The 25,026-nt window shown below is 46.7% G+C and carries 17 protein-coding genes; all 17 read left to right on the plus strand.

Annotated elements, in window-relative coordinates:
* Positions 1–64 precede the first annotated feature (64 nt).
* The 17 genes from WA407_RS07630 (at position 65) to gyrA (ending at position 24,774) form a co-directional block, all read left to right on the plus strand.
* Positions 65–1,639: an N-acetylmuramoyl-L-alanine amidase gene (locus WA407_RS07630; protein WP_336077072.1), complete on the plus strand. Its 1,575-nt coding sequence runs from the start codon at positions 65–67 to the stop codon at positions 1,637–1,639.
* 294 nt (positions 1,640–1,933) lie between these two features.
* A complete protein-coding gene (locus WA407_RS07635) occupies positions 1,934–3,433 on the plus strand; it encodes an N-acetylmuramoyl-L-alanine amidase family protein (protein WP_336077073.1) in 1,500 nt (499 codons plus the stop codon).
* A 44-nt stretch (positions 3,434–3,477) separates the two neighbouring features.
* Positions 3,478–4,128: a GerMN domain-containing protein gene (locus WA407_RS07640; protein WP_069289781.1), complete on the plus strand. Its 651-nt coding sequence runs from the start codon at positions 3,478–3,480 to the stop codon at positions 4,126–4,128.
* A 213-nt stretch (positions 4,129–4,341) separates the two neighbouring features.
* Positions 4,342–5,016 carry an endonuclease III gene (nth, locus tag WA407_RS07645; protein ID WP_023989081.1) on the plus strand — a complete coding sequence of 225 codons (675 nt, stop codon included), beginning with the start codon at positions 4,342–4,344 and terminating at the stop codon, positions 5,014–5,016.
* 57 nt (positions 5,017–5,073) lie between these two features.
* Positions 5,074–5,346: a hypothetical protein gene (locus tag WA407_RS07650; RefSeq protein ID WP_013310628.1), complete on the plus strand. Its 273-nt coding sequence runs from the start codon at positions 5,074–5,076 to the stop codon at positions 5,344–5,346.
* Between the two features lie 484 nt (positions 5,347–5,830).
* Positions 5,831–9,532 (plus strand): dynamin family protein, encoded by a 3,702-nt coding sequence (locus WA407_RS07655; RefSeq protein WP_336077074.1) that lies wholly within the window; start codon positions 5,831–5,833, stop codon positions 9,530–9,532.
* A 263-nt stretch (positions 9,533–9,795) separates the two neighbouring features.
* A complete protein-coding gene (locus WA407_RS07660) occupies positions 9,796–11,571 on the plus strand; it encodes an ABC transporter ATP-binding protein (protein ID WP_336077075.1) in 1,776 nt (591 codons plus the stop codon).
* Positions 11,568–13,406, plus strand: coding sequence for an ABC transporter ATP-binding protein (locus WA407_RS07665; protein ID WP_061831567.1), 1,839 nt, complete (start codon positions 11,568–11,570; stop codon positions 13,404–13,406). Before WA407_RS07660 ends, WA407_RS07665 begins: the two co-directional genes overlap by 4 nt.
* Before the next feature lie 129 nt (positions 13,407–13,535).
* On the plus strand, positions 13,536–14,720 hold the full coding sequence (purT, locus tag WA407_RS07670) for a formate-dependent phosphoribosylglycinamide formyltransferase (RefSeq protein WP_336077076.1): 1,185 nt from the start codon (positions 13,536–13,538) through the stop codon (positions 14,718–14,720).
* Entirely contained in the window at positions 14,713–15,174 is a 462-nt protein-coding gene (locus tag WA407_RS07675) for a GNAT family N-acetyltransferase (RefSeq protein WP_061831569.1), read from the plus strand. The genes purT and WA407_RS07675 overlap by 8 nt, the downstream gene beginning before the upstream one ends.
* Before the next feature lie 208 nt (positions 15,175–15,382).
* Entirely contained in the window at positions 15,383–16,123 is a 741-nt protein-coding gene (locus WA407_RS07680; protein WP_336077077.1) for a CAP domain-containing protein, read from the plus strand.
* 227 nt (positions 16,124–16,350) lie between these two features.
* Positions 16,351–17,031, plus strand: a complete 681-nt coding sequence (locus tag WA407_RS07685) for a TIGR00266 family protein (protein WP_336077209.1) — start codon at positions 16,351–16,353, stop codon at positions 17,029–17,031.
* 174 nt (positions 17,032–17,205) lie between these two features.
* Entirely contained in the window at positions 17,206–18,156 is a 951-nt protein-coding gene (locus tag WA407_RS07690) for a GDSL-type esterase/lipase family protein (protein ID WP_336077078.1), read from the plus strand.
* Positions 18,153–19,229, plus strand: a complete 1,077-nt coding sequence (locus tag WA407_RS07695; RefSeq protein ID WP_336077079.1) for an ABC transporter ATP-binding protein — start codon at positions 18,153–18,155, stop codon at positions 19,227–19,229. The genes WA407_RS07690 and WA407_RS07695 overlap by 4 nt, the downstream gene beginning before the upstream one ends.
* Positions 19,222–20,211: an ABC transporter permease gene (locus tag WA407_RS07700; RefSeq protein WP_235309635.1), complete on the plus strand. Its 990-nt coding sequence runs from the start codon at positions 19,222–19,224 to the stop codon at positions 20,209–20,211. Before WA407_RS07695 ends, WA407_RS07700 begins: the two co-directional genes overlap by 8 nt.
* Positions 20,212–20,309: 98 nt before the next feature.
* Positions 20,310–22,289: a DNA topoisomerase IV subunit B gene (gene parE / locus WA407_RS07705; RefSeq protein ID WP_028540692.1), complete on the plus strand. Its 1,980-nt coding sequence runs from the start codon at positions 20,310–20,312 to the stop codon at positions 22,287–22,289.
* Between the two features lie 22 nt (positions 22,290–22,311).
* Entirely contained in the window at positions 22,312–24,774 is a 2,463-nt protein-coding gene (gene gyrA / locus WA407_RS07710; RefSeq protein WP_336077080.1) for a DNA gyrase subunit A, read from the plus strand.
* Positions 24,775–25,026: the final 252 nt, after the last annotated feature.

Below are 25,026 nucleotides of genomic sequence, written 5' to 3' on the forward strand. Positions count from 1 at the left end.
TTGGTTGAAGGACTGTGTCTGTGAGAAATACCAAAAAATACATATATAAGTTAGGGGAATGAGGATGAAGAAATATGGTTGGGTGATACTAGCGGCTATCTTGATTTGGTTGTGGCCGTCCTCCCCTCATGTGAATGCGGCTGGAACAGATTTGTTTTTGGATGGCAAAAGAGTGGAAGCGCCTGCAGATGCCAAACCTGAAATGGTTAATGGAAAAATCATGGTACCGCTCCGGGTGGTTGGGGAGCAGCTGGGGTATCAGTTCAAGTGGGAACCACAAGCCTATAAAATCTCAATCCAAAAAAACAGTACCGATATGTCTATGTATGTAGGCCGTACATCGGCTGATGTGAATGGAAAAACAGTAAGTCTGGATGCGCCTCCTGTACTTCGGGGCAATTCGACCATGGTTCCATTGCGTTTTGTTGGGGAGCAAATGGGGCTGAAAGTAGATTGGAATAATAAAAGTAAATCCGTAAATCTCAGTCAAATGGCTGCAACTCAACAAGCGAATAAACAGTCTCACTCCCAACCATCGTCGCAAACGTCAACACAGAGTACAACTAGCACCAATAAAACGTCTTCAGCAACAGCGACGACAATAAACCCAGTTGAAGCAGACAAGCATACTGAAGCCGCATCTTCACCATCCAAGCAGCAAAATACAGAACAGACCACAGCGAATGCGTTGCTTGTACAAAATATTACTTTTGAGGGTGAAACGTTAAAGATTTCTTTGAACAAAGATGTTATCCCTAAAGTATCCAAAATGACGGGGAATGATCGTATTGTTGTAGATTTACCAGAAGCTTCAATGATGACTGATTTTCTTCAGTCATTCCCGATTCGTAGCGATGGTACGCGGGCGCTGACGAATAGTAACAGTGAGGATGTGCAGGAAATTAGATTTGCTCCGACAGATGGACCGAATGGGGGCGTACGCATTGTCATTGCTTTAAATCAAGCACGTGAATACGATCTATCAACCAATGGCCTAGGCGATATCACCCTTCAATTGCGTGAGCATAGTGTGAATCCAGTAGTGGTAACACCAACGAATGTCGAAGGACGGCGAATCGTCGTCATTGATCCCGGACATGGTGGCAAAGACCCTGGAGCAGGTAGTGTGACTGGGCGACATGAAAAGGAATTTACATTGGCGGTAGCGTTAAAAGTCGAGCAGCTTCTGCAAAATGATCCTGACATTCAAATCGTATTGACTCGCAATGGAGATACGTATCCCACGTTGGATGAACGACCACAACTCGCTAATAGTCAGCAGGCAAGCGTGTTTGTATCTATTCATGGTAATAGTATGCAAGCTTCAGATAAAGGAAAAACCAATGGCTCTGAAACCTATTATGCACGTCAGGACAGTTTGGCACTGGCAAAGACGATGCATAAATATCTTGTAGCGGCTACCGGATTTAAGAATAATGGCATTAGGGTGGCAAACCATGCAGTGACGAGAAAATCACAAATGCCTGCTGTATTGCTGGAATGTGGCTACCTTAGTAATCTATCCAATGAAGCAGCCATGTTTACAGAAGAAACACAGGAGAAGATTGCCGAAGGTATTGTCGATGGGTTGAAGGAGTATCTTGGAACGGGCACAGGAGCAACTGAATCACTTAACTAAGGATGTTAGCAATAAAAGCTACTTTCCACCTTTTAATGAAAATTCATGGGGGTGAAAAGTAGCTTTTTTTGTTTTTTTAGCTGTGACTTTGGACGGAAAACGAATGATCTATATTTTTAGTCAAAATTCGACAAAAATAGTTCTTTGGCACGTATATTTCTGTTATGATGGAATATATTCGCAACTTTTGGTGTGAGATAACGTCTAAAAGGTTGTCTGATATTACATAAGCGCGTATATCAGGTCGCCGCACCGGAGCATGTGGCAAAAAAATTATGAATGGAAGGGTGACGAATGAAGAAATTTGGTTTTTTATTGTTATTATTTGTCTTCATGTGGGCGGTTCCGGGTTATGGACATGCGGCTTCGAGTGGAACACAAATCTATCTCGACGATCAACAGTTAAGTGTCCCTAGTGGTGCTAAGGCACAAGTAATTGGCGGAAGTACAATGGTCCCGCTACGCGTAATTTCTGAAAATTTGGGATATGACGTGACATGGAAGCAGCAGGCGCGAACCATAACGATTGAGAAGGACAGTACCTCGATCCGAATGATAATCGGAAGTAAGACGGCGACTGTCAATGGAAGCGACATTAGTCTGGATGCTTCGCCTCTGCTGCGTTCCAATTATGCCCTTGTACCGCTTCGTTTTATCGGCGAGCAAATGGGACTGGACGTAAAATGGGACAGCAGCTCCAAGTCCGTAAAATTATATACCCGCAGTAGCGGGTCTGGAAACGGGGAATTTACACCTCCCAAGTCTGGAAATAACAGTACAGATACTGGAAGTGTAACTGTACCAACGAATAATGCGAACTCAGGTGTTACACAGGTGCAGGGAGTCAGTTTCAGCCAAAACCGTTTAACCATCACCACAGCAAGTGCGGTCAAGCCGAAAGCGTTTACGATGACAGGCCCTGATCGGGTAGTTGTGGACTTGCCGGCGACTGCGTTTGCTGACAATTTTGGAGACCAGCAAAAGCTGGATAGTAACTTAAATGGTTCGCTGGACATTGAGAATGAAGCGGATGTGTCCGGTATCCGGTATGCTTTATTCCAAAAGGAACCTTCAACGGTGCGCGTTGTTATTGATTTAAAACATGCCATGAATTATACCGCATATAATGATGGATCGAATCGTGTTATCGTCGATCTGGCTTCCAAGGATTCAGTGAATACCATGCCAGACGCAACGTTACCAGATGGCTCACAGCCGGATGACACGCAGACATCACCAACTAACAGCAATGGTAAAAAGATCGTTGTTATTGATGCTGGTCATGGAGCAAAAGATTCTGGTGCAGTTGGTGTTTCGAGAAAAAATTATGAAAAGACCTTCAACCTAGCTATGGCTCTAAAAGTAGAAAGCATATTAAAGCAGAACCCCAATCTTGAGGTTGTGCTGACACGCAGTGATGATACATTCTTGGAGCTTAAACAGCGCGTAAAAGTAGCTGAAAACCTTAATGCTAACGTGTTCGTGTCCATTCATGCTAACAGCAGCGGTAGCTCAGCTTCCAACGGTACAGAGACGTATTACCAGCGTAGTGCAAGCAAAGCGTTCGCTAACGTTATGCATAAGTACTTTGCTCCTGCGACGGGTCTGACAGACCGAGGCATTCGTTATGGCAATTTCCATGTAATTCGGGAAACGACTATGCCAGCCGTATTGCTTGAAGTAGGATATCTGAGTAATGCAAAAGAGGAAGCCACACTGTTTGATGAAGATTTTCAAAATCGGGTAGCTCAAGGGATTGCAGATGGAATCACAGAGTATCTCGACGTAAAATAAATCTTCAACAAATCGCTTGTCAACGTCAAGCAAGGAGGGGACATATGAACAAGAAAATCGTAATTGCAGGCCTGCTGGCATTGTTCGCCATTGCAGGTGCAGGGTGTGCCTCTAAGCAAACATCGGCTCCTGCGACTCCATCTCAGGAAACACAAACTTCTAATGCACAAAATAGTACACCTGAACAGACGACCCCTGATCCATCGGCTCAGTCTGCTGAGAATAACGGAGCGAGTCAAACACCTGCATCTCCGTCAACAGAGCCTACAAAGACCAAGACGGACACGGAAAATTCAGGAGATCGACAAACACAGCAGATTACGGTGTACTATACGGATACACAAGAGAACGGCTTGAAAGAACAGAAAAAGGAAATTACCTATCCAAGCGAGCTGGAAAAATTGCAAAAAGCGTTTGAAGCTCTGCAAAAGAGTGGGGATTCTGCTCTAATCCCGTTGTGGTCCGAGAAAATTTCCGTGCATAAGATCAAATTGGATAACGGTGCATTGACTTTTGATATTTCCCTGCCGGACGAGGCTCGATTGGGAGCTGGCGGCGAGGAATTGGCTATCGATGCCTTGAAGAAAACGATGTTCCAATTCAAGGAAGTCAAAACGCTGGATTTGCTCGTAGATGGGCAATCTCTGGAGTCCTTAATGGGACATGTAGATTTGGATCATCCCATGAGTCGCTAACCGATCAGACGGTATGAAAACTTCTTGAGGATTTACACACTTTTCACGTGCAATCTGTGACAGATAATGATAATATAGGAGTGTATTTCTCGCCTATGCAGGCAGTCATGCACAAATAGTATTCGTTTCTTTCCGGATGATTATTTAGAGTGACCGTCTTGATGCGGGCTATCCCGTATCAAGACGTTTTTTTTGGTAGGAGGTAGGATTTCCGTGAATGCAGCAACCGCACGTCATATATTGGACACCATCGGTACGATGTTTCCGGATGCCCATTGTGAGTTGAACCATGACAATGCTTTTGAATTAACGATCGCCGTGTTATTGTCTGCTCAATGCTCCGATCAGATGGTCAATAAAGTAACGGCAGACCTGTTTCAAAAATACAAGTCACCTGAGGATTATTTGGCTGTTCCTCTTGAGGAACTGGAGCAGGATATTCGCAGAATCGGCTTGTACCGAAACAAGGCCAAGCATATTCATAACCTCTGTCGTATTTTAATAGACCAGTACGGGGGAGAGATACCTTCAGAGCACGATCAACTGGTTAAGCTACCCGGTGTCGGCCGCAAGACGGCTAACGTCGTAGTATCTACTGCTTTTAATGTACCAGCTATTGCGGTAGATACGCATGTAGAGCGTATTTCCAAACGGCTCGGTTTTGCAGGGTGGGATGATTCAGTGCTTGAGGTGGAAAAAAAGCTGATGAAGAGGGTACCTAGGGATGAATGGTCTTTGACCCACCACAGGCTTATTTTTTTCGGACGCTACCATTGCAAAGCTCAAAATCCTCAATGTCAGGTATGTCCGTTGCTTGATGTGTGCAGGGAAGGCAAGAAACGTATGAAAACGTCTCTTATCAGAAAAGATAAGGAACGTAGAGCTTAAAGACCCACAGAGGTAACAAAGGGTTTAACCATTTATGTGTAGAAAAGGATGAAGAGTATGAAGTGCATTTCGGTGTATACAGACAATTTTGAAGCGTTCTCTGATATTTTTGAGCAAATTGTGACAACAGAATTTGCTGAAAACGAAGAGCGTGAGCTTGAGGGAATCACGGTTAGTCATTCCGGTGATGTACCTGAGCATTATCTGGAGCGTATGTCACAAAAACCAGAAGTGGTCGTAATGAAGGACAAATCCCGTGGGATTACGATTTTACAGCATGGTCAAGTATTTGAAATTTTGCTGCCAGTGCTTGAGACTGCAGCCAATTAAGTTCAATTAGCGGACGACATGCGTTGCATGTTCCGGTGTAGGCGGCTCGGCTGGTTTAACCAGCCCGAAGGCGCATTATACTTGAACCTTGCAGACCATCCTGATATGGCTAGAGCCTATTCCAATGAAGTGTGCATACATTTTGCACCCTGAATTATGATATCGGGTTCCCCATGTTCCAAAAGGTGAATGTACGTGATGAGTAGGCTCACCCGTTGTATACATATCTTGCTTCGTCGTTGTCCTTTAAGGGGGCTTTGATGAAATGCATTCGGTTGCCAAAATACTTATTCCTAATGATCCGTTTTGGACAGAATAAAATGAACTTATTATTATCATGTACAAAAACAGCGTTCCCTAAAGCCAGGTACTGGAGGGGAGCGCTGTTTAGTTTTTTTTGATGTGATGATTCTCACAACGGCTTAGGAATGCTACAATATAGCTATTTGGTGCAGACAAGTGATAAGGAGTGGAACCGTAGCTTATGATGCAAACGATTACAGGAGATGCGGGAAAGTGGTTGGATACGATAGAACAGATACAGAATACATTACGTAAAGCCGGGGACGAAGCGGGAGCGAAGGCGACAGGTGATCTGCTGGAAAAAGCATATGTGCAGGAGCTGACCATTGCCTTTTGTGGACATTTTTCAGCGGGTAAATCGAGCTTGATTAACAGCCTATGTGGTAAAACCGTGCTGCCGTCTGGACCGGTGCCTACGAGCGCTAATGTAGTGTCCATACGTTATGGGCGTCCGAGAGCGCTCATTCATCCAGCCAAATCAGCGGAAAATCCAGAGCCGGAAATCGTGGAGGCCTCCCTGTCCGAGCTTGCTGAGTATTGTAAAAATGGTGGAGCCTATGAATCGGTTCAAGTGTGGGAGGATGTTCCCATATTATCTAGCCGAGGAGTGTTGCTGGATACACCAGGCGTAGATTCCACAGACCACGGACATGCGCTGGCGACACATTCTGCTTTACATTGGGCAGATATTGTTTTTTATGTGATGGATTACAACCATGTCCAATCTGAAAATAATTTGTCCTTTGCCAAAAGTTTGTCGGATTGGGGCAAGCCGTTATATTTGATCATCAATCAAATCGATAAACACCGGGAGCGAGAGCTTTCATTTACACGTTATCGTAATGAGGTGGAGACTAGCTTTCATGCCTGGCAGGTTCATTATACGGATATCCTCTTTACTTCCTTGAAGGAGCAGAATCATCCATGGAACCAGTGGAAACAGTTGACGCACCTGATCCCGAAATTGCTGGAGCGAAAAACAGAGCTTTTGGCATACAGTTTAGTGTCCTCTATGCACCATTTGGTAGAGCAACATGTGGAGACTGTGCAGGCAGCTGAAGAAGAGGAACTGAACACACTGCTAAAAGAAGCAGGTGGAGAAGAAGCCATTTTGCGCCTGGATATAGAGCAGAAAACCTTGCAGCAAGAAGATGAACACTGGAAGATGCTTCCGGAGCAGGAGCGTAAACGACTGCGTCAAGAGCTGGATCATCTACTGGAACATGCACATTTGACGCCAGCGGAGCTACGTGAAGCGGCAAGCGAATACTTAGAGAGCCGCAAGCCGGGCTTCAAAACAGGACTATGGTTTGCAGGAGGAAAGACTGAGCGAGAAAAGGAAAGCCGTTTGGAACGGCTGACAGGAATGCTGACTGATCAGGTGGAGGGACAATTGCTTCCTCATGTACGGGAGCTACTGAGGTCTTGGGGTGACGGTCAGGGTTTGTGGTCCGCTGCGATGGAGCAGGAGCTGGATGACATCCGCCCTGTAACGGATCGGCAACTGGTAGAGCAGACGGTGAAGGAAAATGCGTTGTCGCCGGAGTATACGTTGAACTATTGCAAGGATCTACGTGCTGCTGTGACCGCCGATTGCCGCCGCAAGGCGCTTACGCTAGTAGACCGCCTGCTGGCCCAGCTTGCAGTGCGAGCCGAAGCCCGCCGCGCGGCTCTCGCGGATGCGCGCACTGCGCTGCTGGCGCAGGCGGAGGCGGCGAGCCGCTACAGCACCCGCGTGCAAGCTTCGGCTTCGCACGCCAGCCTGCTGCGCAGCTTGCTGCCGCAGGCTTCGCACGCCAGCCTGCTGCGCAGCTTGCTGCCGCAGGCTTCCGCGCCAAGCCGGTTGCCCCGTGCGGACGCGCCTGCACCTGCGTCTGATACCTCCGCTGCTGCCTCGCCAGCTGCGACGCCAACGGGCGTTGCGCGTCCTGGTATCGCTGGCTCGCGGAACGCATCGGCGCAGCCGCTAGCAGGAACGGCGGCAGCACAGCCTGCCGCCGGAGGCCGCCGCACGCGGCTGGATGCAGTAGCGGCCCGATTGAAGGCCGCCGCTGCCCTGGTAAGCCCATACCCTGCCATGCAAACGGCGGTACGGGATTTACATGCCCGCGCCGCTGCGCTGGAGGGTGGGCAGTTTACGCTGGCGCTGTTCGGAGCGTTCAGCGCTGGGAAATCTAGCTTCGCCAACGCTTTGCTGGGTGAAGCTGTGTTGCCCGTATCGCCGCATCCGACGACAGCGGCGATTAACCGCATAATGGCGCCTGCGAGTGCTGAGCGCCATGCCACGGCTGACGTCCATATGAAATCAGTGGACGCGTTGCGGGAAGATCTTAAATACTCATTTCGGCTATTAGGATTGGGGGAACCAGCGGCAGCGGGCTGGCAAGAAGCCGTTCATGCTTTATCTCCGGAAGGCATCCATCCTGCGGGTAGGCCTCATTATAGTTTTTTGAAGGCTGCCGCAGCGGGATGGGAAGAAGCTGAAAGCTTGCTGGGACAACAGCTTCAGGTGGATTTAGAGCAGTATCGGGATTTTGTTGCGTCTGAGCACAAATCATGCTTTGTGGAGCATATCGACCTTTATTATGATTGCGCTCTGACCCGTCAGGGCATCGTGCTAGTGGATACGCCTGGAGCGGATTCTGTGAATGCACGGCACACAGGCGTGACCTTCAACTATATGAAGCATGCGGACGCTCTTGTATTTGTCACCTATTATAACCATGCGTTTACGCAAGGCGACCGACAGTTCCTGAACCAACTAGGTCGAGTTAAAGAGACCTTGGCGCTCGACCAGACGTTTTTTATTGTGAATGCATCAGATCTAGCTTCTTCTGAAGAAGAACTTCATTCTGTTACCCGGCATGTACAGGAACAACTACAGGCGAATGGAATCCGAAAGCCACGCATTTATCCGCTTTCCAGTATGCTGGCGTTGGAAGCTGCCGAACAGGGAGAGGCTTCATTGCGTTTAGCTTCACGTTTTGATGCATTTGAAGATGATTTCTCGGCATTTGCAGCCGAAGAGCTGGCAGGTCTGTCCATTGCTTCTGCTATGCAGGAACTGAGCCGGCTGCGGAACCGCATAGAGCAACATGCAGCCGATGCCCGGTATAGCGTAGAAGAACGTGAGATCCGATTCGAGCGATTAACTCGCATCCGTGGGGAATTGGAGCATACGCTCCTAGATCTGACTGACAGCAACGGTGCATCTGTGTTATCGGGCGAAACCGATGAACTGCTGTATCATGTCCGTCAAAGGCTGTCCTATCGGACTGGAGAATTTATGGCAGAGGCGTTTCATCCATCTGTTCTGCGTGAAGGAGTAGGTGATCTCCGTTCGGCTTTTGCATCTTGTGGTCGTGAGCTGATGCGCTTGATCGAACTGGAGCTGTCTCAGGAATTACTGGCAACCACACTCCGGCTGGAAAAAACGGGACAAATTTTGGTGCACAAGGTTACACAACAGTGCGTAGAACACATGAACCATCAGTTGCCAGGACTAGATTGCACAATTCCTGAATCCAGAAAATGGGCTGTTCCCGAGCTGAATGAAATTTCCCTGCAGGAGTCCATTCATTGGAAGGATTATTGGAATAGCTTTAAAAATCCAAAGCTATTTTTTGAAGGAACTGGTCGAGCGAATCTACAAACCAAACTGGAGCCGATATTACGCGAGCGAATCGGGGAAGCTGTGGATCAGCAACGAGAACGAATGTCTACTTTTTACGTTACGCTGATGCAGGAGGAGCAAATGTGGCAGAAAGCTCAGCTTCGAGAGCAAATGCTGGAGACGACTCGTGGCATGGAGCATGCGCTTATGGGCGGTGAGCAGCCACAGGTTTGGGAAGAGCTTGCTGGCAAGATTGCGGCTTTGGAGTAAAGATAAATAAGTACACCATTTATTAAAGTTCAGGACACCGGGTTGTGGGACAACCCGGTGTTTTATGCATGCTCCAAAAAGAAAGCAATACTGAGTAAATAGCCATATTCAATAATAAGAAAGCGATTTAATTTGTCTAATCACCCACCACTTGATAACCTGCCTGAATACGGCTCGTTATCCTCTTTGCCGCCTTGGAACGCGAATGGTAAACTTCACTAAGCCATATAACAACGTCGTGCAACTAATGGAGGGACATTGACATGGAAGTGCTCAGGCAACTGCAAGTTTTTTTTCGCGAGAGGAGACACTATCTGTTTCTTTCTATTTTATGCCTTGCGATAGCGACGGCTCTGGGACTGGTGTATCCGAACCTGCTCCAAAGGCTTATTGATAACGCTATCATCCCTGGTGACTTCGGGAAAGTACCGGCGCTGGCTCTGACTGTGCTGGGAGTAGTCATCATCAAAGGGTTCATGCAATTTTTACATGGTTTTTTTGGTGGACGGCTAGGTAACTATCTGGCGTACCGACTCCGCAATGCTTGTTACGAAAAGCTGCAATTTCTGTCTTTCAGATATTATGACACTGCCAAAACGGGTGATCTCATGTCCCGACTGACTGGTGATTTGGAGGCAATTCGTAACTTTATTGGGTTTGGTTTTGCCCAACTCCTCAATGTGCTACTGATGGTCGTATTCGGCTCTATGATGATGCTGTATATTAACTGGCAGCTCACACTCATTACGATGATCAGCATGCCATTGCTGCTCTTCGTCACATTCAAGTTTGAATCCCGGATTCATCCCACCTTTCAGGAAATGCGGATTGCCCTTAGCGCCTTGACGACAGCGGTCCAAGAAAATATAACAGGTGTGCGAACCGTCAAATCTTTTGCCCGCGAATCCTATGAAGTTGAGAAATTTTCAGTACGTAATGAACAATACAAGAGTAATCAAATTCAGGCTGCTTCCTTATGGAGTCGGTTTTTCCCCGCTATGGAACTGATTGCTTCTGTCAGTGTGGTCCTTCTGTTGGGCATGGGGGGGTATCTGGTTATTCAGAAGTCAATGACCTTGGGGCAGCTCGTCGCTTTCTTTAGCTTAATTTGGTATATTATCGGTCCCATCTGGAGCATTGGCTTTCATATCAATAACTATACGCAGTCCAAAGCTTCTGGTGAAAGGGTCTTGGAACTGCTAAATCAGTCCATAGATGTAACCGATGAAGCCGGAGCACTTACACTCGATGCCGATCAGGTGGAAGGACATGTTACGTTTGAACATGTTACCTTTGCTTACGGAAATAAGCTTCCTGCTGTTGTTGACATCAATTTAGACGCACCGCCAGGATCAGTCATTGGAATTTTAGGAGGAACGGGGTCAGGGAAGTCTACCATTATTCAATTACTCATGCGCGCTTATAATGTGAATGCAGGAAGTATCAAGTTGGATGGCAAGGATATAGGTCACTTAAAGATTCGCGATTTGCGTGCTCAAATTTCTTCCGTGTTTCAGGAGACGTTTTTGTTTTCGTCCTCTATACGCAACAATATTTCATATGGTTTAAGCCATGTCAGTATGGATGACATCATACGCGTTTCCAAACTGGCTCAGGCTCATGAATTCATAACTGAACTACCGCTGGGTTATGACACTGTCGTCGGAGAACGTGGATTGGGACTGTCCGGAGGACAGAAACAACGGATCGCCATCGCACGCGCACTACTCAAAAATCCGAAGATTCTGGTTCTGGATGATGCTACCAGTGCGGTCGATATGGAAACAGAGCATGAAATACAGACCGGTTTTCAAGAGGTTATGCGTGGTCGAACAACATTCATAATCGCTCATCGAATCTCTTCGCTTCGTCATGCTAATGAAATTGTGGTGCTTGAGGAAGGACGAATCGTTCAGCGTGGAACACATGAACAGCTCATTGCTACTCCAGGTCCATATCAGGATGTGTATCATATTCAATACGCCGATTACATAGCTCAGGCTCCAGACGGTGTATCCGAAGGGCAGGTGAGACCATGAATATACCCGCAGAAAAAGTCAAACCGTTAAAAAAACCAACGAATGAGCGCTTTGTCTATCAAGATGATGATGTCATTGACAAACCGTTTAACTGGTCAGAATTCAAACGTTTGTTGGCATACATGAAGCCTTATGCCCGTCAGATTTTGCCGATCCTTCTGGTCATGATGATTCTCGGCACCATTACCAAGCTGACCGTTCCTTATTTGATCAGTCTGGCCATTGATAAAGCAATTGCTCCCGCATGGCCTGCACTGCCCAGCGTAAAGTTGCTGTTGCTCATCACGGGTGCCGTGCTCTTGTTATATTTAATTCAATGGGCAGCCAGCACGTACCGCATTAAATTCACCAATATTATCGGTCAACGGGTTATTTACGATTTGCGTGAAGATTTGTTCAAGCATATTCAAAAGCTATCTTTTAACTTTTTTGATAAGAGACCGGCAGGTTCTGTATTAGTGCGCGTGACGAATGACATTAACTCGCTACAGGATCTATTTACGAACGGTGCAGTGAATGTCCTGATTGACTGCGTACAGCTTATCGGAATTATTGTCATTTTGCTGCTTATTAACTGGAAGCTCGGTTTAGCGGTAATTGTCACTGTTCCAATCATGTTTTTGATCTCGACCAAGCTGCGCGTACGTATCCGCCGCGCTTGGCAAGAAGTGCGTATGAAGAACTCGCGTATCAACTCTCATTTGAATGAGTCTATTCAGGGGATTCGTGTGACACAAGCATATACGCAGGAGCAGGAAAACATGGCTTATTTCGACGACATGAACAGCTCTAGCAAAAAGTCGTGGGATAAGGCTTCTGCCATGAATCAGGTCTTTGGCCCACTTATTGATATTACCGGAGGATTTGGTACGCTTGTGCTATTCTGGTTTGGAGCGCATTTAATTCAGACAGACCAACTTACGGTGGGACTACTGGTTGCGTTTGCCAACTATGTTGGGAACTTTTGGGAGCCGATTAATCGGCTGGGCCAAATGTATAATCAGTTACTGGTTGCGATGGCTTCGTCAGAACGAATTTTTGAGTTTATGGATGAACAGCCGAATATTGCAAACAAACCGGGAGCAATAGCCTTGCCGCCCATTCGGGGAGACATCCAATTTGAAAAGGTCATTTTTGAGTATGAAAAGGGACGTCAGGCGCTTAAAGGTATTAATCTTTCTGTCGAGGCGGGTCAATCTATAGCGCTTGTGGGTCATACCGGATCAGGTAAAAGTACAATTATTAATCTGCTAAGCCGTTTTTATGACATTACGTCAGGGCGGCTTACGATTGACGGTCATGATGTGCGTGATGTCACGGTGGAGAGCTTGCGAAGCCAGATTAGCATCGTACTTCAGGATACATTTATTTTTTCGGGGACGATCCGTGATAATATTCGATTTGGCCGTTTGGATGCAACGGATGAGGAAATTGAAGCGGCTGCGAAGGCGGTCAATGCTCATGAATTCATTGTTCACTTGCCAGCTGGCTATGAAACAGAGGTAGAGGAGCGGGGGGGAATGCTGTCCATGGGCCAGCGACAGCTCTTATCCTTTGCTCGTGCCTTGCTGGCTAATCCGCGAATTCTTATCCTAGATGAGGCCACAGCTAGTATTGATACAGAAACGGAGTTGAAAATTCAAGAGGCTCTTCAGGTTTTACTAGAAGGCAGAACTTCTTTTATGGTCGCTCACCGTTTGTCCACCATCCGTAATGCTGATCATATCGTTGTACTGGATCATGGGGAAATCCAAGAAAGTGGTAATCATGAACAATTGATGAAAAAACATGGAATATATCGGGGGCTGGTGGAAGCACAGTTCAGATTTTTGTAAAAAAAAGATCAAAAAATCGCGTTTTTTGTAAATTTTAATGCCGAGCACTATTGCATTCTTGGAGCTAAACCCTGAAAATAAAGATGAAAAGAGATCAGAGCAATTTCGTCAGAGGGGGAAGAGTTCAAGATGTGGGGTGCTCCTTTTTCTGCCAAGGCTAAGAAGATGCTGCTGCTGGGTAGCGGCGAATTGGGAAAAGAAGTCATTATTGAAGCTCAGCGGCTTGGCGTGGAATGTATTGCTGTAGATCGCTATGAACTGGCTCCAGCAATGCAGGTGGCCCATCGCTCTCACTGTCTGGATATGCAGGATGCTGAGGCGTTGAAGGCACTAATTCGTAAGGAAAAGCCCGACATAATTGTACCTGAAATCGAAGCTATTGCTACGGGTGCTTTGGAAGAATTAGAGCAAGAAGGATTTCACGTAGTACCAACGGCCCGTGCCGCCCGTCTTACGATGGACCGGGAAGGTATCCGCAGGCTGGCTGCCGAGAAATTACAGCTTCCGACTGCTGCCTATCGTTTTGCAGATAACTTTGAGCAGTTGAGGTCGGCGGTTCATGAGCTGGGCACGCCATGCGTGGTCAAGCCCTTGATGAGTTCGTCGGGTAAAGGGCAGTCTGTATGCCGGGCACTCGAAGATGCAGAATCCTGCTGGAATACGGCGCTGGAAGGCGCGCGTGCCAAAACAACACGTGTCATTGTTGAAGCTTTTGTCCCGTTTGAGAGCGAAATTACCTTATTGACCGTCAGATCGGTTTTGGGTACGACTTTTTGCCCACCGATTGGCCACATTCAGAAAGATGGGGATTATGTCGAATCCTGGCAGCCTCATGGTATGACGGACAAGCAGCTTTCGGAAGCGGAAGAGATTGCCCGTAGGATAACGGATGAACTGGGTGGTTACGGATTGTTTGGCGTAGAGCTATTTTTAACAGCTGATGGCGTCATATTCAGTGAAGTATCCCCTCGTCCGCATGATACAGGAATGGTGACCATGATTACGCAGGATTTGTCGGAATTTGCGCTTCACGTGCGGGCCATTCTCGGATTCCCGGTGCCATCCGTCACGCTGCTTACACCAGGAGCTTCAGCTACTTTGAAGGCAGAAGTGACTACGCGGGATTTCGTAATAAGCGGTCTGCATGATGCATTATTGCTACCCCGGACACAGGTGCGAGTGTTCGGGAAGCCTGAAACCAAGCCGGGACGCCGGATGGCTGTAGCGCTTAGCGCTGCAGAAGATGTGGAAACAGCACGGAAGACGGCCAAAGAAGCTGCTAATATGCTGAAAGTGGAGGTAAATCATGTCTAACAATGTGATGATTCCAGTACTGACAATTCGTTCCGTAGAGCTTGGCGATTGCGAAGCCGTAACTGGACTACTAAGAGAAGTCGGATACCCGATGACTTGTGGTGTAATGAAAGAAGTTATGGGAACAGCGCGGGAGGACAGTCAAGCGAATATGATGGTTGCAGAAATGGATGGTCGTGTTGTCGGAGTAATCGGCATGCATACGGCTCAAAGCTTGGCTTATCCTGATCCTGCCGTACAAATCACCATGCTGGTCGTGAGCGGGGAGTATCGCGGCGAGGGCATTGGCAAGCGCTTGGTGGCTTGTGGTGAGGAGTGGGGACGTGCGCAAGGATGCTATCATTTATTCATTACCGGAGCGAATAACCGCATCAAACAAGTAGAGGCCCGAGCTTTCTACAACCGAATCGGCTTTGAAAAGCAAGGCTACCGTTTCAGCAAAAAGCTTAGATAATCAGCCTATAACAAGACAATCTAATACTTAAAGCCTCACTACTTTTAACTTAGTTCCGCATGGGTCAATTCCGAGCGGGGCTATTTTTTTTCCAACTTTTATACCATTGATCCTGCTATAAAACATGATATACTGCTAGAGTAAAGATTACAAAGTTGTAACCAGACGCGTTCACACCAAGGCATTTATACAACAAGGAGATGACGAAATGAAGAATATGTTGAAAAAAACACTGGTGATGGGAAGTCTTAGCGCCATTTTATCCGCAGGATTCATCGTTCCGGCATCAGCTTCACCAGCTGACGATTTGACTGCCCAACTACAACAATGGTTTCAAAATAACGGATATACCGTCAATATGTCCAACGGGACGACTACGATAACAAAGACCGTAATTAAGGATGTTTCTGAAAAGGACAAGGCTAAAAACAAAACAGCAAATCCTTCATCCGGCAAACAAACAACAACCAAACAGGTTGGCCAAAAGGCTTCGCAGTCTGGTACCAAGCAACAGACTCAAAAACAAAACACAAACTCAGGCGCGGGTCAGTCTGCAGGTGCGAATGCACAACTCAGCAAGTCCCAATTTGCAGCTGAGGTTGTAAAGCTTGTAAATAACGAGCGCAGCCAAAAAGGTCTCAAGCCCCTCGCATCGAATGCGAAGCTTACAGAAGTAGCCTTAGTCAAGGCGAAGGATATGAGTACGAACAATTACTTTTCCCATACATCACCGACCTATGGTTCACCATTTGATATGATGAAAAAATTCGGTGTAACTTATACGTATGCGGGTGAGAATATTGCTATGGGACAACAAACACCACAAGAAGTGATGAAAGCCTGGATGAACAGTCAGGGACATCGTGAGAATATTTTGAAGGCAGAGTTTACACAAATCGGTGTGGCTTACTACAATGGATATTGGGTACAAGAGTTCACACGTAACTAAGATGATAGTAAATACGTTCCCAACGTTATGTCGCTGCTACGAAAAGATAGTGACGTGACGTTAATCTAGAGACCCGCTGACACGTTCAGCGGGTCTTTTGGTGTCTCTTCATCCGCCAGTGGCATAACCATTGCTTTATACCAGAAAAGACATAAGGGACGTATTTATAGTATGATAGCAGCAAGTTGAATAGATATCAGACTACTTATGGAAAGCCAGGTGAACAAATGAGCTACGAAATCGTGCATGAAGGTGCCTTTGCTATGCTCAAGGTGCAGTTGAAACCCGGGGAAATGATTAAAGCAGAAATGGGAGCGATGGTTTCCATGTCTTCCAGTGTAGATATAAAGGGGACGGTAGACGGTGGACTGTTACGTGGTTTAGGCAGAATGCTGAGCGGAGAAAAATTCTTTTTTCAAGAACTGAGGGCAGTCCGGGGACCGGCTGAGGTGTTGTTAGCCCCTGCTAGTATAGGTGATGTACAAGCGGTGGAACTGGATGGCACGTATAGGCTGTTCGTCCAAAAGGACGGTTTTCTGGCTTGTACGGAAGGCATTGAGGTTAGCACCAAAATGCAAAACCTGATGAAAGGTTTATTTTCCGGTGAAGGTTTTTTTATCGTAGAAATCAGTGGTCGAGGTACGGTATTCCTGTCCTCTTATGGAGCCATTCATCCTATTTATATTGCGCCAGGAGAAGAGCGTATTATTGATAATGCTCATCTGGTGGCATGGCCGGATTATATGGATTATAAAATTGAAAAAGCATCTAAAGGCTGGTTGTCCAGCGTAACGAGTGGAGAAGCACTTGTATGCCGCTTTCGCGGTAAAGGAACGGTACTGATTCAAAGTCGAAATCCGGGCAGTTTTGGACAATGGATCAAAAGTTTTATCCCTGATAGCAAATAGTTTGATTCGTCTGATTAGAGATGAGAGGATAAACCGTTCGTAGAAGAAAGTATATATAAGGATGGTCATTTGCCATCCTTTTTTTGCATGTTCATGGGAAATTATATGTGACTCTAAGCATTTATTGCGCTTTTATTCCGAACGGTTTATTTGCAAAATGATATGAGAAGCTTTATGTTTATTTCACTAAGCTATCAGGAGGGAACACGAGTGAATTCATCAAAATGGATTTGGCGGTCTGTCGGTTCCGTTTCCATTGCCGCCACATTGCTATTATTGTACGGATTTATTACAGCAGTACAAAGTATCACGGCTCCAGAGCCAATGGTTAGCAATCAACCTGTACATTCCGGTTCATCGCAGACACAAACTGCGCCATCCGCTACTAATCAGACGGGAGAGTTTCGGGTAGCTGCCATTGGAGATTCGCTAGCCAAAGGCACAGGGGATGACTCCGGAAGTGGCTTTGTGCGTCGGTCGGTGAGCTTGTTAAATAATCAGGAAGGCCATAATGCTCAGCTCATAAATAATCTGGGAATTAATGGACTGACGACTCAAGGACTATTGACCAAGCTGGATGAGCCTGGTGTTTCTTATGTGTTGAAAAAGGCTAACGTCATTATTGTCTCGATTGGCGGAAATGATTTATTTCAGGGAGCTCAGGCTGCCCAAACTGGCAAAGAGCCGCCTACACTTAGTGGTTTGAGTAAAGCTGTGCCTGATGCCGCCAAACGTCTGCAAAAAGTGCTGACAAAGGTAGGGAAAATCAATCCGAATGCTAAAATTATCTATGTCGGATTATATAATCCATTCAGTGACCTGCAGGAAATGAAAATTCCCGGTAATCTTGTAGTAACAGAATGGAATCTGGCTGCCATGGCAATTACCAACCAAAACAGCAATATGACTCTGGTTCCAACTTTCGATTTATTCCAGCAAAATTTGCCCGTCTATTTATCATCCGATCATTTTCATCCAAACGGACAGGGCTATCAGGCAATCGCTGAACGTATCGCGCAAGGGTTTGCAGTTGCAAACACGAAGGATGCCGATAAAGTGGATAATGAACAACAATCAACAAGTAGCCAACCCGCTGAAGTGAAAAAGGGAGGAAACAAGCAATGAGCATCCAATCTGCTGACAAGACCGGGGCTGGAATAACCGAAAATTCGACATCAAGGGATGCATTGTCCAGTTTCCATTCCGCCAATCAGGTTGGCAGCGGAGGCAGAGACAGAAGCAATACCGAAACAGTTCTCTCTGTTCAGCACGTTAAGAAACGTATCAAACGCAAAATGATCATTCATGATGTCACATTCGACGTTCGTGCGGGTGAAATTTTCGGATTTCTTGGTCCTAATGGGGCTGGAAAAACGACGACTATTCGTATGCTGGTCGATTTAATTAAGCCTACGGAAGGGACGATTACCGTCTGTGGTCATAATGTAAATCGTGACCCTGAGCAGGCTTTACGGCATATTGGTTCTATTGTGGAAAATCCAGAGGTGTACAGCTACCTGACAGGGTGGGAGAATTTAGAGCATTTTGCCCGTATGCAGCCTGGTGTAGACGAGCAGCGTATCCGCGAAGTCGTTGAGCTGGTTCGGCTCGATCGCCGTATCCATGATAAAGTAAGTACGTATTCTCTCGGAATGCGCCAGCGCCTTGGTATAGCCCAAGCCTTGCTAGGTAGACCGAAATTACTCATTTTGGATGAACCGACGAACGGGTTAGACCCTAAGGGGATCAAGGAAATGAGAGCTTTTATCCGTTTGCTAGCGGCAGAAGGCATGGCTGTATTTGTTTCCAGCCATTTGCTCAGCGAAATCCAGCTGCTATGTGATCGGGTGGCAATTATAAGTCGGGGAAAGGTGCTAGCTGTAGGTGGAGTGCGGGAACTGGTTGAGACGCACTCTCACATGGCCGTGTGGCAACTGGAGCCTCGTGATCAGGGTCTTGCCAGATTGCAAAATTCTCCGCATGTGCAAATGATAACGAATGCCGATGAATTAATTGATGACAGCATTGTTGCAGGTAGCGGAGCCGATGCAATTTTTACAGAAATGGATGAAGAGCATATTGCGGAGCTGGTGACACAAATGACGGCTTCCGGTATTTCCGTTAAAGGTGTAACCAAAATCAACCCTACACTGGAGCAGCTATTCCTGAAAATGACGGAAGGTGAGATACTTGAATAACATTTTACCGCTCGTACAAAATGAAACGCTCAAAATTATCAAGAAGAAACGATTTTATGTCATTTTACTTGTTTTACTTGTGCTTGTGCCGATTTTTACGTACGCTCAGATGAAAGTGGCAGAAAACAATCGCGAAAAATTCGGCAATGATTGGCGGCTTGAACTACGCCAGGCGATTACCGATAATCAAAACTCGCTGGGAAGTGACCGGGTTCCCGAGGAATGGAAGACCTATCGTCGGGTCTTTGTGCAGCAGATGCAATATTATTTGGAGAATGATGTGAATCCTAATGAGCCGAGTGGTGTCACCTTTACCAGAGAGTTTATGGATAATTCCATAAATCTGTTCGTTCCGCTGTTGATTATGGCCATTGCCTCCGACTTGGTTTCTGGAGAACGGACGACTGGCACGATAAAAATGTTGCTGACTCGCCCAGTCAGGCGGTGGAAAATACTGCTGAGCAAGCTGTTGACATTGTATATGTTCGTCTCGCTCATCATTTTGGCTGTATTTATAATTAGCTATCTCATATCAGGCTTGTTTTTTGGTTTTCGCGGTTTTAATGTTCCGGTATTTACCGGATTTCAAATTGTTGGATCGACGGTGGATTTGTCTGCTGTACATGCGATTCCACAATGGCATTATCTGATGCTGCAAGCCGGATTGATCTGGTTTGTCAGTCTTGTGGTAGCTTCGTTAGCCTTTATGGTATCTGTCCTGGTACGAAGTACGGCGGCAAGTATCGTGGTCATGATGGCTGCGCTTATTTCGGGCACTATTTTGACAAACATGGCTTCATCTTGGCAGAGTGCTAAATATTTATTTATGGTTAACCTCGAATTAACCGATTATTTATCTGGAAGCCCCGCCCCGATTGAGGGAATGACCTTACCCTTTTCTTTAGCTGTACTGTGCATTTGGGGGGCTGCGGCATTGATTGTTTCATTCGCCGTCTTTACGAAACGGGATATATTGAATTAAAATGGACAAGGTAAAAGAAAACATCTGTTTGCATTTTTGGTGAAAATCATCAAGAATAAGGCAAAACACGGTTACGATTAGACAAAGGGGGAGCATGAATGGTCGACAAAATCGACTTGTCTGCGGGAGTATCCGGCACACAAAGCGGAGCTTCAGAATATGGCGCGGACGACATTCAAGTGCTCGAAGGGCTTGTGGCAGTTCGCAAACGGCCGGGCATGTACATCGGGAGCACCAGTTCTTCGGGACTGCATCATTTGGTATGGGAAATTGTAGACAACGCGGTGGATGAACATCTCGCCAAGTTTTGCTCTCGCATTGATATTACAATGCATAAGGACGGTTCCGTTACGGTATCAGACAACGGGCGCGGTATTCCTACAGGAATGCACAAAACGGGAATTCCTACGCCTCAGGTTGTATTCACCATTTTGCACGCCGGAGGTAAGTTTGGCGGTTCGGGATATAAAAAGTCCGGGGGTCTGCACGGTGTAGGTGCGTCTGTAACGAACGCTCTTTCGGAATGGCTTGAAGTAGAAATTTACCGGGACGGCAAGATTCACCGTCAGCGGTTTGAATATTGGCAGGACAAGAAGGGCGTGGAGCATGTCGGAGAACCGACCACAGGCCTTGAAGTGCTGGGCAATACTAACAAGACGGGCTCGAAAATTACATTTAAACCGGATATTCGTGTTTTTCAGGCAGGCATTCATTTTAACTACGATACGTTGGCTGAGCGCCTTCAGGAAATTGCTTTTCTAAATTCGGGCCTTCGTATTCAACTTAAAGACGAACGCAGCGGAAAGTCAGATGAGTATTTTTATGAGGGTGGCGCAAGTCAGTTTGTTGCTTTTTTGAATGAGGGCAAGGATGTGCTGCATGACGTTATTCACTTTAATGCCGAGAAAGAAGACATTGAAGTAGAGATTGCCATCCAGTACAATGCGGGTTATACAGAGACGATTGCTTCGTTCGTTAACTCCATTCCGACACGTGGCGGGGGTACGCATGAAACGGGATTCAAAACCGCTTACACTCGTGTCATGAACGACTATGCCCGCAAAACGGTGATGTTGAAAGAAAAGGATAAAAACCTGGAGGGCAACGATCTACGTGAGGGCATGATGGCTGTAATCAGTGTCAAAATGGCTGAAGTTGAATTTGTCGGCCAGACAAAGGATCAGCTGGGTAGCGCTTCGGCACGGAGTACAGTGGATGCCATCGTATCTGAGCAGATGCAGCGTTTTTTGGAAGAAAATCCGCAGATAGCACAAACTTTGATCAAGAAGGCAGTTCAAGCATCCAGAGCGCGTGAAGCTGCACGTAAAGCTCGGGATGAGATGCGTTCCGGCAAAAAGCGCAGTGAAAGTTCCAATTTGAATGGTAAACTGTCGCCTGCGCAGTCCAAGGATTTTACACGTAATGAGTTGTTTATTGTGGAAGGCGATTCGGCTGGAGGATCAGCCAAGCAGGGACGGGATTCCAAAATTCAGGCCATATTGCCGCTAAAGGGCAAGCCGATGAATCCGGAAAAATCCAAACTGGCGGATATTATGAAGAATGATGAGTACCGTGCTATTACAGCAGCTATTGGTGCGGGGGTAGGAACAGAGTTTTCGCTGGAAGACAGCAATTATTCCAAAATCATCATTATGACCGATGCAGATACAGATGGTGCGCACATTCAAGTGCTGTTGTTGACGTTCTTTTATCGGTACATGAAAGAGCTTATTGATGCAGGACGCATATTTATTGCTCAACCGCCATTGTATAAAATAACTCGAAAGTCGGGTAAGCTCGAAACGGTGCGTTATGCTTGGACTGACGAGCAACTTGATAATTATTTAAAAGAATTTGGACGAAATTTTGAGCTTCAACGCTATAAAGGACTTGGGGAAATGAACCCTGATCAGTTATGGGAAACAACAATGAATCCCGATTCACGCACCTTGTTACGCGTTCAGATAGAGGATGCAGCCAAGGCTGAACGCAGGGTGTCCACTTTGATGGGTGATAAGGTGGACCCGCGCAAACGCTGGATCGTGGAAAACGTAGATTTCACGGAATACGTAGAGTAGTGCTATCAAAAGAGGTGTATACATGAGCTTATCGGAGCAGTTTTTGCCAGCTTTTCTGGAGGAAGTGGTCGGTGACCGCTTTGGCCGATATTCCAAATATATTATTCAGGATCGGGCGATACCCGATGTACGGGACGGATTAAAACCCGTACAACGTCGTATTCTGTATGCAATGTACGATTCGGGCAATACGCCGGATAAAGCATATCGTAAATCAGCCAAAACCGTTGGGGACGTTATGGGTAATTACCACCCCCACGGTGACTCGTCGATTTACGATGGCATGGTACGGATGGCGCAGCCTTGGAAAATGAGTCACGTGCTGGTGGATGGTCACGGTAACTGGGGCTCCCAGGATGATGATCCGGCGGCAGCTATGCGTTATACGGAGGCTCGCTTGTCCCCGATCGCAATGGAAATGCTGCGCGATATTGAAAAGCGTACGGTTTTGTTCAAAGACAATTTTGATAACTCGGCCAAAGAGCCTGTTGTGTTGCCGTCTCGTTATCCAAATTTGTTGGTGAACGGTTCCAGTGGGATCTCGGCAGGATTTGCGACAGAGATCCCTACACATAGTTTACGCGAAGTTATTGATGCCAGCATTGCGGTGATGGAAAAGCCAGAGATTGAGCTGGAAGAGATTATGACCTTTATTAAAGGTCCTGATTTCCCGACGGGCGGACTCATTATGGGTGGCGAAGGCATCAAGGACGCTTACCGCACGGGAAAAGGACGCATTTATATTCGTTCCAAAACGGAAATTCAGTCTTTGCGCGGAGGCAAGCAGCAGCTGGTCATTACCGAGATTCCGTATCAGATCGTCAAATCAAGGCTCGTAACCGCCATGGAAAATATCCGTCTGGAGAAAAAGGTGGAAGGGATTGCCGAGGTTCGTGACGAAAGTGGACGAAATGGTTTGCGCATCGTTGTGGAGCTGAAGAAGGAAGCTGATGCGGAAGGGATTTTAGCTTATTTGCTGAAAAAAACCGACCTACAGGTGGCATATAACTTCAACATGGTAGCCATTGTGAACAAGGCGCCACATCAGCTTGGGCTGAAGTCCATTTTGGAAGCGTATATCGCCCATCAACGCGAAGTTGTCACTCACCGTATCCAGTATGAACTGGAAAAGGCAGAGGATCGTGCCCATGTGCTGGAAGGTTTGGTCAAAGCACTGAACATTCTGGATGAGGTCATCGCAGCCATTAAAGCTTCCAAAAATCGTCAGGACGCACAAAATAATTTGCAATGGATGTTTGGTTTTAGCGAACGTCAGGCAGATTCTATTTTGACTTTGCAGTTGTACCGTCTCACCAATCTGGAAATCACAACGCTTGAAAAAGAACTGGGTGATATCCAGAAAAAAATCGCGCAATATCGTTCTATTCTGGAAAGTGATCGCAAGCTGATCAGCCTGATTCGCAAGGAACTGTTGGAAATTCGCGAAAAGTACGGCATTGACCGTCGTTCAGATATCCAGGGCGAGGTAGAAGAGATTAAGGTGAACCTGGAAGTCATGGTGGGAGCAGAGGATGTGCTGCTGACACTCTCGAAAGATGGCTATGTGAAACGTACAAGTATGTTGTCATTCACTCGTTCAGGCGGGGAACGTTCAAGTTCTGGTGTTAAAGAAGGGGATTACGTTACCCAATTGCTTGATGTGAATACGCTGGATGTATTGCTCGTCTTCACCCAGCGCGGACAATATTTTTTACTGCCTGTACATCAGGTGCCAGAGTATAAGTGGAAAGAGCCGGGCACACCCATTGTCAACGTCATTCCGTTATCGAAGGAAGATCGTATCGTAAGTGTTATTCCGCTCAAAAACATCGAGGAAATCGGCAAAAGTCTAGTATTTGTAACAAAGAAGGGCCAAGTAAAGCGTACAGAATTAAAAGAATATGCTACAAAACGTTCTAGTGCCGTAGCCGCCTGCAAAGTAGCAGGGGACGATGAGGTATTATCGGTAACGTTAAGCGAGGGTACCCGGGATATTATGCTGATTACCCGCGCGGGTATGAGTATACGCTTCAAGGAGCAAGAGGTTAATGCGATGGGTCGCGTCTCGGCTGGTGTCAAAGGTATACAGCTAGCGGAAGGCGATGAAATTATCGCGGCGTTATGGGTAGAAGAGGATGAAGGAGAAGTATTGGTGCTGACCGAGTCTGGTTATGGTAAGCGTACGCTTCTGTCGGACTATCCTACACAGGGAAGAGGCGGCAAAGGTATCACTACCTTTGAGTTCAAGGAAGGCAAACGAGTACGTTCGAATGGAACTCGAATCGTGGCTGCCTTCTATTGCCGTGAAGCTGTTCAATTATTTGCAATCACAGCAGAAGGAGAAACGATGTCCTTCCTTTCGGAAAAGGCTCCTTTGACCGACCGAAAGGATACAGGCAAGCTGCTGGCTCCAGTGGAGAAGAAGGACGAAATTGTGAATGTGCTGCTGCGTAGTGAGCCGCAAGCTTCTCAGTCCATAGAATAATAGGAAAGTCAAGCGCTTATTAGCTCGAAAAAGAGAGGTCCTCTCGTGCCATTCCGGCACGAATGAGGACCTTTTTGCCGTCATGGTGTCGAACTCTGACCAGCCTTCAAAACCCAGGTGAGACTTCCTTCCCCTTTTCATTTGATGCTCCAAAAACGGCAGGAAACCGGGGCTGAATGGCGAAAATTTAATGTGATGAAATACAATCCGGACGGTGGCCCATACGGTAACTTTGATGCTTTTACTGACCCT

Origin of the sequence: Paenibacillus sp. 203 (assembly GCF_037027525.1) — a bacterium.
Taxonomy (GTDB): Bacteria; Bacillota; Bacilli; order Paenibacillales; family Paenibacillaceae; genus Paenibacillus; species Paenibacillus polymyxa_B.